Below are 15,302 nucleotides of genomic sequence, written 5' to 3'. Positions count from 1 at the left end.
CCGCGGGCGAGTGACAGAGCGGCCGTCCCGGCAACCAGGACCGGGGCGGCCGCGTCACGCCCGGCATGGACAGCACGACATCCCGCACGGCCGGCCCTGGCGCGCCGCACCCCGCCGGCGCCGGCACGGCCCGCCCCGCCGGCTCCGGTGACCCCCGGCCCGCCGGCCGTGACACCGCCACCGCACTCATCGACGACCTGCGCCCGCTGCTCGCCGCCGAGGCCGCGGCCGAGGCGCCCGCGGCGGGTGCCGAGCCGGGCGATCTGGAGCAGGCCGTGTGGCTGCGGCTGCTCGAACTGCTGCACACGGCGGGGCCCCCGAACGACCCGGCGCGCTGGCTGCGCCGCGCGGTCCGCTCGGAGGCGCGCCGCTGCCGCCGTACCGCCCGCCGGTCCTCCGGATACCCGGCGGAGCCCGCCGACGCCTCCTGGCGCGGCACCGAACCTCAGGTCATCGCCGCGCTGCGGCGCCGTGCGCTGCGCGCCGCGGTGCGCCGGCTGCCCGGCCGCTGCGCCACCGTCGTGACGGCACTCCTGTCACCCCAGGACCCCACCTACCGGGAAATCGCAGGACAGTTGGGTATCTCACAGGGCAGCCTGGGGCCGGAGCGTTCCCGATGCCTGGGATGCCTGCGCAGAATGCTCACCGCGGAGGTTGCAGTTCCGGGCCGACGGGGAAAGCACTGATGGACAACCGGCGGAACAGGTGAGCGAGAGGCATGCACACATGGGCATGAGCGTGACCATCTCTGCGGCGGACCAGCAGGACGCGGAGCAGATCCTCAAACTGCAGTACCTCTGTTACCAGAGCGAGGCCGAGCTGTACGGCGACTACACCATCGAGCCGCTCACCCAGACGCTCGACGCGCTGAAGGAGGAGCTCACCCGCGGCCGGGTGCTCGTGGCGCGGCTCGGGCCCGAGGTGGTGGCCTCGGTACGGGGCAGCATCGACGACGAGGGCGTCGCCCACATCGGCAAGCTCATCGTGCACCCCCGGATGCAGCGGCACGGCCTCGGGGGGCGGCTGCTCTCCGCCATCGAGGAGCAGTTGCGTGCCGACGGCGACGTCCGGCGCTTCCAGCTCTTCACCGGCCACCGCAGCGAGCACAACATCCGGCTCTACCGGCGGCACGGCTACGCGCCCGCCGGCACGCAGCGGATCGACGACGCGCTCACCCTCATCACCCTGACGAAGGACCCGCAGACCCCCGCGTACGTGGCCAGCGCCTGAGGCGCCCGGTGCCCGACGCGGGCCCGGCGGCTGACGCGTCCGGCGTCTGACGCCTCAGGCGGACGTCCCCTGGGCGGAGCCGACCGAGCGGGCTGCCCTGCGCAGCCACATCATGGCGGTGACCGGCAGGATCACGGGGATGAAGAGGTATCCGATGCCGTAGTCCGACCAGACCGTGGCATCCGGGAACGCCGAGGGATCCAGCAGCGTCCAGGTGCCCACGACGAGCACACCGGCGAGCTCGGCGGCGCAGCACACCTGCGCCGCCCTGCGCGCCCGCTCGCCGCCGCGCACCAGCGAGTAGGTGATGAAGCCGTACACCACCCCCGCGACCGCCGACAGGGAGTAGGCCAGCGGCGCGTGCTGGAAGTCCGTGCAGATCTGGACGACCGAGCGGGACACCGCACCGACCACCATCACCCCGTACAGCCACACCAGCAGCATGCCCGGCCCGCTGATCAGCCGGGTCCGCGGGGCGCCCGCCCGCTTCCGATCGGTCACCGCCACCTCAGCCTCCCCAGATGTCGTACAGCCGCAGTTCGAGCACGGCGAGCACCACGCCCCCGGCCGCGACGGTCGCCGAGCCCCAGCGGGTGCGTTCCGCCAGCGACATGAAGGCCGCGGCGGGGGTGCAGGCGAACGCGCCCAGCAGATAGGCCACGAAGATCACCGTGCCCTGCTCCGGCTTCCCGCCCCGTGCCAGCTGGACGATGCCCACGACGAGCTGCACCGTGGCCAGCAGGGCGACCACGGCCATGCCGATGAAGTGCCAGTCCTTGGTGGGCTGGTCCCGGTAGGCCGCGAGGCCGCACCAGGCCGCGAGCACGATCGCGCACACGGCGAGCACGATCGTCAGGGCATCAAGCATGCGGCGACCTTATTACGGGGCCGTGCGGCCCCGTGTCCCAGCCCCCGCTCGCCGGTGCCCCCGGAGGGGCGCGGGGATCTGCGCGACCGGCCCCCGCGATGGCCGCGGGACGTCACCGGTCTGAAGGGGCGGTTTCTGCCGTGTCCCGGCCACCGGCCGGTGGGTGGATGGCTGGTCGCGCGGTTCCACGCGCCCCCACGGGGGCACCGTCGGACACGGGGACACCCCCAGGGCACCGTCGGACAGGGACGCGGCCCCGGGGGCACCGGGGCCGCCCACCCCTGAAGCGCGCCGTGGCCCGTCTGCTTTACTGGGGCGCATGACCACGACGAGCAGCCGCCGTTCCGCGACCGAGGCGATCACGACGCCCGGTGCTCGTTGTCGGTGCCGAATGTGCGCCCTCTGAGGGCCCAGCACCGCACTGACGCTCGCGCCCCGAAGCGAGACCCCGGCACGCCGCGCGCCCGGCCCATCGCCGGTGCCCCGCACGGCGCGTCCCGGGCAGGGCACACACCGCCGCCGCCCCGGGCGCCCCTGGGCCGCGCCGTGCCCCGCCCGATTCCGCCCTGCATCCCCCGTGCCCGGCGTCCACCGAGCGCCGCGGCACCCGACGATGACGGACTCCACGTGATCACCACCACAGGCCTCACCAAGGTCTACCGCTCACGCGGCCGAGAGATCACCGCTCTCGACGGCGTCGACCTCCATGTCCGCGAAGGCGAGGTGTACGGCGTCATCGGCCGCAGCGGCGCCGGAAAGTCCTCGCTCATCCGCTGTGTCAACCTCCTGGAGCGGCCCACCTCCGGCACCGTGACCGTCGCCGGCCAGGACCTCACCGCGCTCGCGGGGCGCGGCCGGCGCGCCGGCCGGGAACTGCGCGCGGCGCGCAGCCGCATCGGCATGGTGTTCCAGCACTTCCACCTGCTGTCGTCGCGCACCGTCCAGGACAACGTCGAACTGCCGCTGGAGATCCTCGGCCACTCCCGCAGGGCACGCGCCACCAAGGCCCGCGACCTGCTCGAACTCGTCGGCCTCGCCGACCGGGCCAGGGCCTACCCCGCGCAGCTCTCCGGCGGCCAGAAGCAGCGCGTGGGCATCGCCCGCGCCCTCGCCGGCGACCCGAAGGTGCTGCTCTCCGACGAGGCGACCAGCGCCCTCGACCCGGAGACCACCCGCTCCATCCTGGGGCTGCTGCGCGACCTCAACCGCAGGCTCGGCCTCACCGTGCTGCTCATCACGCACGAGATGGACGTCGTCAAGACCGTCTGCGACTCGGCCGCCCTGATGGAGAACGGCCGGATCGTGGAGTCGGGCACCGTCGCGGAACTCCTCGGCACACCCGGCTCCCACCTGGCCCGCGCGCTCTTCCCGGTGAACGGCGACACCTCCGCCGGCGACCGCACCGTGGTGGACGTCACGTTCCACGGTGAGGCCGCCACGAGGCCCGTCGTCTCCCAGCTGTCCCGCACCTACAACATCGACATCTCGATCCTCGGCGCCGCGGTGGACACCGTCGGCGGCACGCAGGTCGGCCGGATGCGCATGGAGCTGCCCGGCCGCTACGAGGAGAACGTCGTGCCGATCGGCTTCCTGCGCGAACAGGGCCTGGGCGTCGAGGTCCAGGGCCGGCCGGCCCCGCGTGCCGAGGAGGGCGCCAAGTGACCTGGTCCGAGATGCAGCCGCTGCTGTCCCAGGCGTGCGGCGACACGCTCTACATGGTCGGCTGGTCCACTCTGATCGCCGTCGTCGGCGGGCTTCCGCTGGGCATCCTGCTCGTCCTCACCGACCGCGCCGGTCTCCTGGCGAACGCCCTGGTGAACAAGGTGCTCGGGCAGGTCGTGAACATCGCACGCTCGATGCCGTTCATCATCCTGATGGTGGCGCTGATGGGCTTCACCCGGTGGATCACCGGCACCACCATCGGCCGCGAGGCCGCCATCGTTCCGCTGGCCATCGGCGCCATCCCCTTCTACGCCCGGCTCGTGGAGACCTCCGTCCGCGAGGTGGACGGCGGACTCGTCGAGGCCGTGCAGGCGATGGGCGGCAGTACCTGGAAGGTGATCCGCAGCGTCCTGGTGCCCGAGTCGCTGCCCTCGCTGATCTCCGGCGCCACCACCACCGTCGTCGCCCTCATCGGCTACTCGGCGATGGCCGGCACCGTCGGCGCCGGAGGCCTCGGTGACATCGCGGTCCGCTACGGCTACCAGCGTTTCGAGACCGGACTGATGTGGATCACCGTGGCGATCCTGGCCGTGGTGATCTCCGTCATCCAGTTCGCCGGGGACTGCGCCGCCCGCCGGCTGCACCGCCGCGGCGGCCAGACGGGGCCCGCCCCCCGGCTGCGGCTGCTGCGCACCGCCGCGCCGGCCGCCGGGGACACCTCCCACGCCGTCGAGGCGGTGGGGGACGGCCGGCATCCCTGACGGCCAACCAGCCCTCAGGGGCACCCGCCGGCAGACCGGGAATCCGAAAGACCGGGGTCCGACAGGACCGGGCACCCGACAGGACCGGGCGCCCACTCCGGAAAACGTCCCCGCACACCCCTGCGGGGACGCACCGTGCAGAAAGGCACTTTTCGTGCGTCACTTCATCAAGATCACCACTGTCGCCCTGACCGCGGGAGCCCTCACCCTCGGGCTCGCCGCCTGCGGTTCCGGCTCGGCCGAGGACGGCGCGGACGCGCCGCTCGTCGTGGCCGCCTCGCCCACCCCGCACGCCGAGATCCTGAACTACGTCAGGGACCACCTCGCCAAGAAGGCCGGCCTCAAGCTCGAGGTCAAGGAGTTCACGGACTACGTCACGCCCAACACGGCCACCCAGGACGGCTCCGTCGACGCCAACTACTTCCAGCACAAGCCGTACCTGGACGACTTCAACAAGAAGAACGGCACCGACGTTGTGCCCGTCCCCGGCGGCACCGTGCACCTGGAACCGCTCGGCGTCTACTCCAAGAGCGTCAAGAAGCCGGCGGCGCTGAAGGACGGCGCCACCGTCTCCCTGCCGAACGACACCACCAACGAGGCCCGCGCCCTGAAGCTGCTGGCCACGCAGGGCCTCATCGAGCTCAAGAGCGGCGCCGGCCTGGAGGCCACCCCCAAGGACATCGCCGACAACCCCAAGCACCTGCAGTTCAAGGAGCTGGAGGCCGCCCAGGTGCCCCGCTCCCTGGACGACGTGGACGCCGCGGTGATCAACGGCAACTACGCCCTGGAGGCCCACCTCAGCCCCGCCAAGGACGCCATCGCCGCGGAGAGCGCCGAGAACAACCCGTACGCCAACTTCCTCGCCGTGAAGAAGGGCAACGAGGACGACCCCCGGGTTCGAAGGCTCGCCAAGCTGCTGACGTCGCCGCAGGTGAAGAAGTTCATAGAGGACACGTACAAGGGCGCCGTCGTGCCCGCGTTCTGACCGCCGCAGCCGTCCCGCCGGCCCCGGACGCCCGCGCACGGAAGCGGCGCCCGGGGCTCCGGCGTGCGCGGACACCGGCCGCCGACGCCACCCCCGTGGTGCGCCGGCCGGCCGCGATGCTGCATGCTGGGGCACTCGACAGGCCTGAAGGTTCCCGATGATGGTTACGGAGCGGCGCATGACGACACCCTTTCCCGGGTTCCCCGACATCTCCATCAGCACGGAGCGGCTGGTGCTGCGCCCGCTCGACGACGCCGACGTCCAGGCCTTCACCGAGATGATGAACGACGAGCTGGTCACCACCTGGACCCCGGTGCCCGTGCCCTACACCGAGCAGGACGCCCGTGCCCTGATCACCCGCGAGGCGCCCGCACTGCGCGCCGAGGGCCGGGGCCTGGTGCTCGCCGTCGCGGAGTTCCTCACCCAGCGCCTGGTCGGTGTGGTGCACCTGCACCACACCGACTGGCGGGTGCGCTCCGCGGAGGTGACCTACATCATCGCGCCCTGGGCCCGCGGCGAGGGCTACGCCTCGGAGGCCCTGTTCGCGACCGCGCAATGGCTGTTCCACGACCAGAAGTTCGAACGCCTGGAGCTGCGCACCGCCGCCGACAACACCGCGGCCCAGCAGGTCGCCCAGAAGATCGGCTGCATCAGCGAGGGCGTGCTCAGAGGCGCCTGGATAGCCCGCACCAGAACCGAGGACGGCCGCTGGACCGACGTGCGCACCGACCTCATCGTGTGGAGCCTCCTCCCCGAGGACCTGGAGGGCGTCCCGGAACACCTCGCCGACCACGGCGGCTTCTCCACCTACTCCGACTGGAACTGACCGCCCGCTCCGCCCGGACCGACGGGGCACCCACGGTGGGGACCGACCGCTCCCCGGCCCGCGCCCGGCCGGACCGCGGCACGTCCCTGCGGAGTCACCAGGTACGCTCACGGTGCCTCGCCCGAGGCCGAGAGCCCGGGGCACCCCGCCGCGGCAGCCCCTGACGACCTGCGACAACCCCCCAGGAGACTGACGAGAATGGCCGACCGGGTCACGGTGATCGGCTGGGACGGATCGCCGCTGACGGACGCAGCGCGCTCGGCACTGTCCGCCGCCACCCTCGTGGCCGGCGCCGCCCACCACCTGGCGCTCCCCGAAACACCCGCGGGCGCGGAACGCATCCGGCTCGGCAGCGTGGCCCTCGCCGCCCGCCGGATCGCCGCCCACCGCGGCACCGCCGTCGTCCTCGCGGACGGCGACCCCGGCTTCTTCGGCGTGGTACGCACCCTGCGCGCCCCCGAGTTCGGCCTGGAGGTGGAGGTGGTGCCCGCCGTCTCGTCCGTGGCCGCGGCCTTCGCACGGGCCGGTATGCCCTGGGACGACGCCCAGGTCGTGGTCGCCCACCCCCGCACCCTGCGCAGGGCCGTGAACGTGTGCCGGGCGCACGCCAAGACCGCCGTGCTCACCTCGCCGGGGGCGGGCCCCGCCGAACTCGGCCTGCTCCTGGAGGGCGTGCACCGTACCTTCGTGATCTGCGAGGAACTCGGCACGGAACGCGAACAGGTCACCGTCGTCACCTCCGACAAGGCCGCCGACCACACCTGGCGCGACCCCAACGTCGTCATCGTCGTCGGCGCCGCGGCCACCGGCGAGACCGGCTGGATCGCGGGCCGCGAGCCCGGCCCCGCACGCGGCTGGGCGCTGCCCGGCGCCGTCTACGGCGGCGACCTGCACGAGGGCGACAGCGCCCCGCTGCGCGCCGCCCAACTCGCCCGGCTCGGCCCCCGGGTGGGCGACCTCGTGTGGGACATCGGCTCCGGCAGCGGCGCCCTGAGCGCGGAGGCCGGACGGTTCGGCGCCGCCGTCATCGCCGTCGACCGGGACGCGGACGCCTGCGCCCGCACCACCGCCACCGCACGCCGCTTCGGCGTCCACCTCCAGGTCGTGCACGGCACCGCGCCGCACATCCTGGAGAGCCTCCCCGAGCCCGACGTCGTCCGCGTCGCGGGCGGTGGAGCGCCCGTGGTGTCCGCCGTCGCCGACCGCCGTCCCGAGCGCATCGTCACCCACGCCGCCACCCGCGACGAGGCCGAACTCATCGGCCGGGACCTCATGGAACACGGCTACGACGTCGAGTGCTCCCTGCTCCAGTCCGTCGAACTCGACACCCGCGCCTGGACCGAGAGCGAACGCAGCGTCGCCTTCCTGATCTGCGGCATCCTCCAGGAACGCCGCGACACCGGCCGCTGACGCCCGGCCCGCACGGGCTCCGGTGCACCCCGCCGGGCACCACCCCGGGCGAAGGCCGGAACCCGCCCGCCCCGTGATCCCGTGCCCGCCCGTCGCGAGGTAGGCTGGCCGACCGATGTACTGCATTCGGGTGTTCTGCGATGTCGTCGCTCAATGTCCGGACAACGGAACCGTTTTGGGGACGCGTGTGGTACGGCGGGTCACGGGGCCGTGTGACGGAACACGTCCCGGGCCGGGTCACAGGGCGTGCAAGGGCGCATGTCCTGCGGTGGAACAAAGGACGCGCCCGGGCGCGATCCACAGCGGGCCGTGGCGGAGTCAGGCCGCGACGGCGGACGGAACGGGGCACGCCCACGAGGGGCGTCGCCCCCGGGTGTTCGTGCCGCGCGGCGGGCACGCTCGTTCTCCATGGCGGGCGGACGTGCGCCGCTCCGGGCGCCCCCGGCCGCGGCGCGGGGACCGTCGAGGAAGCACTAACCGATGGGCGAGGGGTACGCATGACCGAGACCGGCCAGATCCCGGCCGAGGGACTGCCGGAGAACGCAGGCAACGGGGTTGCTTCCGGACCCGCCCCGGGCCCGGAAGTCCAGCACGGCGGCCACACCGCGGACGCCCACCCCTATGTCGACCCCTCCGTGCCCTCCGTGCCCTCTGAGAATCACCATGCCGACGACGACATGCTGCTGATGCCCGGCGCCCAGAGCGCCTGGAAGGAGGGCCAGACGCACGTCCCCGCGGCGTACCCCGAGCCGGCGCCCGCGGGCGCCCCGGGCGGCCACGCCGAGCAGGTTCCGCACCCGGCCCCGGTGGCCCAGGGCGGGGCGGCCGGTGCAGGCGCCGTCCAGCAGGAGACGGTCTCGGCAGGCACCGGCCACGAGGCGGCCCCGCCGTCCGCCGCTCCCGGCACCCAGGACGGCGAACCGGGCGGCGGCGCCCCCGTCCACGGCGCTCAGGCGTCCGCCGGTGTCGCGCAGCAGCCGACCACGGGCGAGCCGACGCCGTACGGAGCGCCCGGCCATGACACCGTTGCCCCCGGCGGCGCCCCCGCCCCGGCGCCCCAGCAGGCCGCCGCGCGGCGCCCGTTGCGCCTCGGGCCGCCCGTCCCCGACGCCTCCTCGACCCTGGTGCGCACGCTCGCCGACCGCGGCCCGGCCAGCGCCCCGGCGCCCCGCCCCGCACCCGTCCCGGCGGGCCCCGAGTACCTGGACACACCCCTCGACGACCCCACCCAGGCCGGGCCCCAGCTCGGTGCCCTCCCGCCACACGGCGGCGCCCCCTGGTCGCCCTACCCCGAGGACGGCCCCGCCGAGCCCGTCGGCCAGGCGCAGCCGGAGCCGCCGGCCACCGGCGAGGAGGCCCTGACCACCGCTCAAGCCCCCGGCACCGAGACCCAGGCCGGCGGGTACGCCTACGGGGACGGCGCGGTGCCGCCCTACACGGAGGGCCCGGCGCTCCAGGACGGCACGGGCCACACCGGTGAGCAGTCCGCCGTGGGCGGGCCGGCCGACGGCACGGGCCATCCGGACGCCTCCGGTCACCCGGGGCCGGGCGCGGGCCACCCGGAGGGCACCCAGGACCCGCACGCGCTCCAGGACGCACCTGCGCACCAGGCCCCGCACGTTCTCCAGGACCCGCATGCGCCGCACGACGCCGCGTCCGGGGCCGGTCCGGCCTACGGCGTGCAGGACGCCGTCCCGTATCCCGCGGAGCAGGCAATGGGTGCCCTGGACGGTGCCGGGCAGCCCCTGCCCGCCGCCCACCCGGGCCCCCTTCCGCACGCCTCCGGGGCGTACGCCGCGGCCGGCGACGCAGCCCAGCCGGTCGGGCAGTTCGTACCGGTGGCCGGGTCCGTGCCGACCACCCCGCACCTGGCGCCGACGCCCCCGCACGCCCTGACGTTCCCGCAGCCGCCCGCCGACACCGCGGAGGCCCTCGCCTTCGGCACCGCGGCCGAGGGACACGCCATGCGGGACGGCGTGCCCGGGCCGGAGGCCGGGGCGACCGGTGCGCACGGCGCCGCCGCGGAGCAGCCCCCGTCCGCCGGCGGGGACATGACCGGCGCCGGGCCCGCCCCCGAGGCCGTGCCCGACCCGTACGCGGCGGCCGGCGACCCGGCCGCCACCGAGACCGAAGGCACCGGAGGCACCGGAGGCACCGGAGGGCCCGGAGACGGTCTCCCGCCCGAGGGGGCCCTGCCGGACGAGCCGATCGGCGGCACCGTGGCCGAGGACACCCCCGCGGGCGACCAGACCGCCGATGCCGTGCAGCCCGAGGGCGACGCACCCGGGGCCGTGCCGGCCGGTGCCGGGGCCCCGGCGGTGGCGGAGACCCCCGAGGCAGCGGAGTCCGCGGACGTGGCCGCCCCCGGCGTCCCCGCGTCGGACCCGGCACCGGACGCTGCCGCCGGACCGGACGCGCCTGACGCGCCGGCCGGGCCGCAGGGCGACCCGAGCGGTGCCGGGGACGTCACCGTCGTCCCCGAAGCGCAGCTCACGGCCGCACAGCCGCACCCGGACCCTGCCGTGGCACAGGACCAGGAAGCCACGGACACGGCCGGAGCTGACGTGGACGTGAGGGACGCGTCCGCGGTGGACGCCTCCGGTGACGCCCGGCCCACCGTGCCGGCCCCCCGCGACGGCGACCACCCCCAGCCGGTGCCGCCGCTCGACGCCGCACGGGCCGACGGACCGACCCTCGACGGCGTACCGGTCGACGCTCTGTCCGCCGACGCCGCGGCCACGGCCGGGGAGGCGGCGACCGGCACGGAGGATCCCGTTCCGGAAGCGGCCGGCCCCGGCACGGCCACCGCCCCGGCGAAGTCGCCGGCCGGCCCCGACGGGCCGGAGAGCGGCACGGGCGAGGAGCCGGAGGGCGCCGCCACTGTCGAGCCGGAGGGCGCCGCCACTGTCGAACCGGAGGGCGCCGACGCCGTGGGCGCCCTCGTGGAGCCCGCCCCGCAGGAGGGCCCGGCCGAGCCTGGCGCCGACGCTCCCGCGGCGGACGACGCGGAGCAGCCGTCCCGTCCCGAGCCGGCCCACCAGGGGCCCCCGGCGGCCGGGTACGCCGACGCCGAGCGCGAGGCCGTCCTGCGGGTGATGCGCGAGCGCCGGGACATCCGCAACGGCTTCCGCGACGACCCCATCCCGCCCGATGTGCTGCTGCGCGTCCTGGAGGCCGCGCACGCCGCGCCCAGCGTCGGCCACTCCCAGCCCTGGGACTTCGTCGTGATCCGCAGCGCGGAAACCCGGCGCACCATGCACGAACTGGCCATGCGGCAGCGCGAGGTGTACGCCAAGTCGCTGCCCAAGGGGCGGGCCAAGGCGTTCCGGGAGCTGAAGATCGAGGCGATCCTCGACACGCCCGTGAACATCGTCGTCACGGCCGACCCGACCCGGGGCGGCAGGCACACCCTCGGCCGCCACACCCAGCCCCAGATGGCGCCGTACTCCTCGGCGCTGGCCGTCGAGAACCTGTGGCTGGCGGCGCGCGCCGAGGGCCTGGGGGTCGGCTGGGTCAGCTTCTTCGACGAGCGCGAGATGGTGCGCGCGCTCGGCCTGCCCGAGCACCTGAACGTCGTCGCGTATCTGTGCGTCGGCTACGTCGACGAGTTTCCCGCCGAGCCCGAGCTGGCGCAGGCCGGCTGGTCCAAGCGGCGCCCGCTGTCCTGGGCGGTGCACGAGGAGACGTACGGGCGCCGCGCCCTGCCCGGGTCGGAGCCGCACGACCTGCTCTCCGAGACCATCGCCGGGATCCGCCCGCTGGACGCCAAGGCACTCGGCGAGGCCTGGGAGCGGCAGAAGCGGATGACCAAGCCGTCCGGGGCGCTCGGCATGCTGGAGATCATTTCCGCCCAGCTCTCCGGACTGTCCCGGATGTGCCCGCCGCCCATTCCCGAACCGGCGGTCGTCGCCGTCTTCGCGGGCGACCACGGCGTGCACGCCCAGGGCGTCACCCCCTGGCCGCAGGAGGTCACCGGCCAGATGGTGGCCAACTTCCTGAGCGGGGGAGCGGTGTGCAACGCCTTCGCCAACCAGGTCGGCGCCGAGGTGTGCGTCGTCGACGTGGGCGTGGCCTCCGACCTGCCCGCCACGCCCGGCCTCCTGCCCCGCAAGGTGCGCGCCGGCACCGGCGACATGACCACGGGGCCGGCGCTCACCCGCGAGGAGGTCAAGGCCGCCATCGAGGTCGGCATCGAGACCGCCCGCGACCTGGTCGCGGCCGGCAACAAGGCGCTGCTCACCGGTGAGATGGGCATCGCCAACACCACGGTCTCGGCCGCCCTCATCGCCGTCTTCACCGGCGCGGAGCCCGCGGAGGTCACCGGCCGGGGCACCGGCATCAACGACGAGACGCTCTCCCTGAAGACCGAGGTGGTGCGCCGCGCCCTTGAGCTCCACCAGCCGGATCCGGCCGACCCCATAGGGGTGCTGGCCGCGGTCGGCGGCCTGGAGCACGCGGCGATGGTCGGCCTGCTGCTGGGCGGCGCGTCCCTGCGCACTCCCGTCGTCCTGGACGGCGTGAGCGCCGGCGCCGCCGCGCTGGCCGCCCGCGCCATCGCCCCCGAGGTGCTGGCCGCCTGCATCGCGGGCCACCGCAGCGCCGAACCGGGCCACGTGGTGGCGCTCACCAAGCTCGGCCTGCGCCCCCTGGTCGACCTGGACCTGCGCCTCGGCGAGGGCACCGGTGCCCTCCTGGCCCTCCCGCTGATCCAGAGCGCGGCCCGCGCCATGCACGAGGTGGCCACGTTCGACTCGGCGGGCGTGACCGAGAAATAGCGCAGCACCTCGGTCCGGGCATGGGCTCCTGGTCTGGCACGAGCCCTTGGCCGGGGGCCCTGGCCAGGACCAGGGGCCCCGGCCAAGGCCCCGGCCAAGGCCCCGGCCAAGGCCCCGGCCAGGGTTCTGGCCCGCGGGCAGGGGCGACGCCTTCGGGCAGGGCAGGGCCCCGGCCGGGACCCACGCCCCTGGCCCCGGCACAGGGCTTTCGGGCAGGGGCACCCGAGCTCCGTTCGGGATCCGCGCCAGGGGGAATCGCTCCCGGCGGGGGCCCGAGCAGTCGGGGCCGGTCGGTCCGCGGGCCGCCGGGGTGGCCTCCCCAGCCAGAGCAGGGGGCGCGCGGGCACCCGCCCCGCGCCCGGACCGTACGCCCCGCTCCCCGGGCGCTCCCCGGGCCCGTACGGACCCGGGTCGCTCTCCGGGCTGGTACGGACCCGATCCCGCCTGTGTGACCGGCCGCCCGCCCCGCTCCGGGGTCCGCGGGTGGCCCCGGCCCCCGACGCGGCGACGAGGCCGCCTGATCCCGCGCCGTATCGTGGACCGCAACCTCCTCAAGGAGCCCCGCACAGTCATGTCCGAACACCCCGCCTATCCCGTCGGTCTCCGCCTGACCGGCCGGCGCACCGTCGTCCTCGGCGCCGGCCAGGTGGCCCAGCGCCGCCTGCCCGCCCTGCTCGCCGCCGGCGCCGACGTCGTCCTCGTCTCGCCGTCCGCCACCCCCTCGGTGGAGGCCATGGCCGAGCGCGGCGAGCTCCGCTGGGAGCGCCGCCGGTACGCAGAGGGAGACCTCGCGGGCGCCTGGTACGCCCTGATCGCCACCAGTGACCCCGAGGCCAACGCCGCTGCGTCGGCCGAGGGCGAGAGGGAGCGCGTGTGGTGCGTGCGCGCTGACGACGCCGAGGCCGCGAGCGCCCTGACCCCGGCCACCGGCCGTGGCGCCGGCGTCTCGGTCGCGGTGCTCAGCGCCACGCTGCACGACCGCGACCCGCGCCGCACCGCGGCCGTCCGCGACGCGATCGTGGAGGGGCTCCGCGACGGTTCGCTCGTCGCCCGCCAGCACCGCGCCCGCACCCCCGGCGTCGCCCTGGTCGGCGGCGGCCCGGGCGACCCCGAGCTGATCACGGTGCGCGGCCGGCGGCTGCTCGCCGAGGCGGACGTCGTCATCGCCGACCGCCTCGGCCCCCGCGACCTGCTGGACGAACTGCCCCCGCACGTCGAGGTGATCGACGCCGCCAAGATCCCGTACGGCAGGTTCATGGCCCAGGAGGCCATCAACAACGCCCTGATCGAGCACGCCAAGGCCGGCAAGGCGGTGGTCCGGCTGAAGGGCGGCGATCCGTTCGTGTTCGGCCGGGGCATGGAGGAGGTGCAGGCACTCGCCGCCGCGGGCATCACCTGCACCGTCGTGCCCGGGATCTCCAGCACCATCTCCGTGCCGGGCGCTGCGGGCATCCCGGTCACCCACCGGGGCGTCGCGCATGAGTTCACCGTGGTCAGCGGGCATGTCGCGCCGGATGACGAGCGGTCCCTGGTCGACTGGAAGGCGCTCGCCGCACTGCGCGGCACGCTGGTCGTGCTGATGGGCGTCGACAAGATCGGCAGCATCGCGGCCGCCCTGATCGCCCATGGCAGGCCCGCGGACACGCCCGTGGCACTGGTGCAGGAAGGCACCACCGCCACCCAGCGCCGCGTCGACGCCACCCTCGGCACCGTGGCGGACGTCGTCAGGACCGAGCGGGTCAAGCCGCCCGCGGTCATCGTCATCGGCCCCGTGGTGCGGATCGGTCCGGACACCCCGGCATGAGCACACCCCCCGAGGCCGCCGGGCCCGCCGGAGGCATCCGGCACGGCCCGGCGCCGCACCCCCGCAGCCCGGCAACGACCAGCAGAGAAGGCGGTACCCCGGTGGCCGTACCCCAGACGGTGGACGATCCCGGCGACCCCCGGCTGCGCGACTACACCGACCTGACGGACGTGGAGCTGCGCCGCAGGCGGGAGCCGGCCGAGGGGCTGTTCATCGCCGAGGGCGAGAAGGTCATCAGGCGCGCCCTGGACGCCGGGTTCACCATGCGGTCGATGCTGCTGTCCGAGAAGTGGTTCGGCACCATGGCCGACATCATCGAGGCCGCCACCGCACCCGTGTACGCGGTCACGCCCGAGCTGGCCGAGCAGGTCACCGGCTACCACGTGCACCGCGGCGCGCTCGCCGCCATGCAGCGCAGGCCGCTGCCCGCCGCCGGGGAACTGCTGCAGGAGGCGCGCCGTGTCGTGGTCATGGAGTCCGTGAACGACCACACCAATGTGGGGGCGATCTTCCGCTCCGCCGCGGCGCTCGGCATGGACGCCGTCCTGCTCTCACCGGACTGTGCCGACCCGCTGTACCGGCGTGCGGTGAAGGTCTCCATGGGAGCGGTGTTCTCCGTGCCGTACGCGCGCGTGCCGGCCTGGCCGGGCGGCCTCGACGCGCTCGGGCAGGCCGGGTTCGAGCTGCTCGCGCTCACGCCGGACGAGCGGGCCGTCGCCCTCGACGAGGTGGGCGCGCACCGCATGCCCAGGGTGGCCCTGATGGTCGGCGCCGAGGGCACCGGACTGTCCCGGCGCGCCCTCGCCGCCGCCGATGTCCGGGTGCGCATCCCGATGGCGCACGGCGTCGACTCCCTGAACGTCGGCGCGGCGGCCGCGGTCGCGTTCTACGCGGTGACGGTGGGGCGGCCGGAGAGCTGAGTCCGGGCGGTTCGGCCCGCCTCACGCGGCCCCACAGGGCGTTCGGAGCCCGCCCGCAGAG

General features: G+C 75.1%; 12 protein-coding genes. 10 read left to right on the top strand and 2 right to left on the bottom strand.

The window, feature by feature from the left end:
* Positions 1-65 precede the first annotated feature (65 nt).
* Together ACSMXW_RS03460 and ACSMXW_RS03455 are read left to right on the top strand one after the other, a co-directional pair.
* The gene (locus ACSMXW_RS03460) at positions 66-686 is read left to right on the top strand and encodes an RNA polymerase sigma factor (RefSeq protein ID WP_485803944.1); all 621 of its coding nucleotides are present in this window, start codon (positions 66-68) and stop codon (positions 684-686) included.
* Positions 687-726: 40 nt separating this feature from the next.
* The gene (locus ACSMXW_RS03455; protein ID WP_485807763.1) at positions 727-1,230 is read left to right on the top strand and encodes a GNAT family N-acetyltransferase; all 504 of its coding nucleotides are present in this window, start codon (positions 727-729) and stop codon (positions 1,228-1,230) included.
* Positions 1,231-1,284: 54 nt separating this feature from the next.
* On the opposite strand, the gene ACSMXW_RS03450 is transcribed toward ACSMXW_RS03455, so the two are convergent.
* Entirely contained in the window at positions 1,285-1,737 is a 453-nt protein-coding gene (locus tag ACSMXW_RS03450; RefSeq protein ID WP_485803943.1) for a hypothetical protein, read from the bottom strand.
* Between the two features lies 1 nt (position 1,738).
* Positions 1,739-2,098: a hypothetical protein gene (locus ACSMXW_RS03445; protein ID WP_485803941.1), complete on the bottom strand. Its 360-nt coding sequence runs from the start codon at positions 2,096-2,098 to the stop codon at positions 1,739-1,741.
* A 627-nt stretch (positions 2,099-2,725) separates the two neighbouring features.
* On the opposite strand from ACSMXW_RS03445, the gene ACSMXW_RS03440 reads away from it, so the two are divergent.
* From ACSMXW_RS03440 to ACSMXW_RS03405, 8 genes are all read left to right on the top strand, one after another.
* The gene (locus ACSMXW_RS03440) at positions 2,726-3,760 is read left to right on the top strand and encodes a methionine ABC transporter ATP-binding protein (RefSeq protein WP_485803940.1); all 1,035 of its coding nucleotides are present in this window, start codon (positions 2,726-2,728) and stop codon (positions 3,758-3,760) included.
* Positions 3,757-4,521, top strand: a complete 765-nt coding sequence (locus ACSMXW_RS03435; protein ID WP_485803939.1) for a methionine ABC transporter permease — start codon at positions 3,757-3,759, stop codon at positions 4,519-4,521. The genes ACSMXW_RS03440 and ACSMXW_RS03435 overlap by 4 nt, the downstream gene beginning before the upstream one ends.
* 154 nt (positions 4,522-4,675) lie before the next feature.
* On the top strand, positions 4,676-5,506 hold the full coding sequence (locus tag ACSMXW_RS03430) for a MetQ/NlpA family ABC transporter substrate-binding protein (protein ID WP_485803937.1): 831 nt from the start codon (positions 4,676-4,678) through the stop codon (positions 5,504-5,506).
* A 178-nt stretch (positions 5,507-5,684) separates the two neighbouring features.
* Positions 5,685-6,332 (top strand): GNAT family N-acetyltransferase, encoded by a 648-nt coding sequence (locus ACSMXW_RS03425; protein ID WP_485803936.1) that lies wholly within the window; start codon positions 5,685-5,687, stop codon positions 6,330-6,332.
* A 198-nt stretch (positions 6,333-6,530) separates the two neighbouring features.
* Positions 6,531-7,742, top strand: coding sequence for a precorrin-6y C5,15-methyltransferase (decarboxylating) subunit CbiE (cbiE, locus tag ACSMXW_RS03420; protein WP_485803935.1), 1,212 nt, complete (start codon positions 6,531-6,533; stop codon positions 7,740-7,742).
* 497 nt (positions 7,743-8,239) lie between these two features.
* Positions 8,240-12,517, top strand: a complete 4,278-nt coding sequence (cobT, locus tag ACSMXW_RS03415; RefSeq protein ID WP_485803934.1) for a nicotinate-nucleotide--dimethylbenzimidazole phosphoribosyltransferase — start codon at positions 8,240-8,242, stop codon at positions 12,515-12,517.
* A gap of 571 nt (positions 12,518-13,088) precedes the next feature.
* Positions 13,089-14,321 carry a uroporphyrinogen-III C-methyltransferase gene (cobA, locus tag ACSMXW_RS03410; RefSeq protein WP_485803933.1) on the top strand — a complete coding sequence of 411 codons (1,233 nt, stop codon included), beginning with the start codon at positions 13,089-13,091 and terminating at the stop codon, positions 14,319-14,321.
* Positions 14,322-14,422: 101 nt separating this feature from the next.
* Positions 14,423-15,241, top strand: a complete 819-nt coding sequence (locus ACSMXW_RS03405; protein WP_485803932.1) for a TrmH family RNA methyltransferase — start codon at positions 14,423-14,425, stop codon at positions 15,239-15,241.
* Positions 15,242-15,302: the final 61 nt, after the last annotated feature.

The sequence above is a fragment of the Streptomyces sp. DSM 116793 genome (assembly GCF_057320905.1).
Note: the sequence above shows the minus strand (reverse complement) of the source record. Positions and strands in the feature narration are given on the sequence as shown.

Bases quoted from the DNA above. Each gene is read 5' to 3' on its own strand.
- cobA (WP_485803933.1), top strand. From the start codon at position 13,089: ATGTCCGAACACCCCGCCTATCCCGTCGGTCTCCGCCTGACCGGCCGG.
- ACSMXW_RS03425 (WP_485803936.1), top strand. From the start codon at position 5,685: ATGACGACACCCTTTCCCGGGTTCCCCGACATCTCCATCAGCACGGAG.
- ACSMXW_RS03460 (WP_485803944.1), top strand. From the start codon at position 66: ATGGACAGCACGACATCCCGCACGGCCGGCCCTGGCGCGCCGCACCCC.
- cbiE (WP_485803935.1), top strand. From the start codon at position 6,531: ATGGCCGACCGGGTCACGGTGATCGGCTGGGACGGATCGCCGCTGACG.
- ACSMXW_RS03455 (WP_485807763.1), top strand. From the start codon at position 727: ATGGGCATGAGCGTGACCATCTCTGCGGCGGACCAGCAGGACGCGGAG.
- cobT (WP_485803934.1), top strand. From the start codon at position 8,240: ATGACCGAGACCGGCCAGATCCCGGCCGAGGGACTGCCGGAGAACGCA.
- ACSMXW_RS03445 (WP_485803941.1), bottom strand. From the start codon at position 2,098: ATGCTTGATGCCCTGACGATCGTGCTCGCCGTGTGCGCGATCGTGCTC.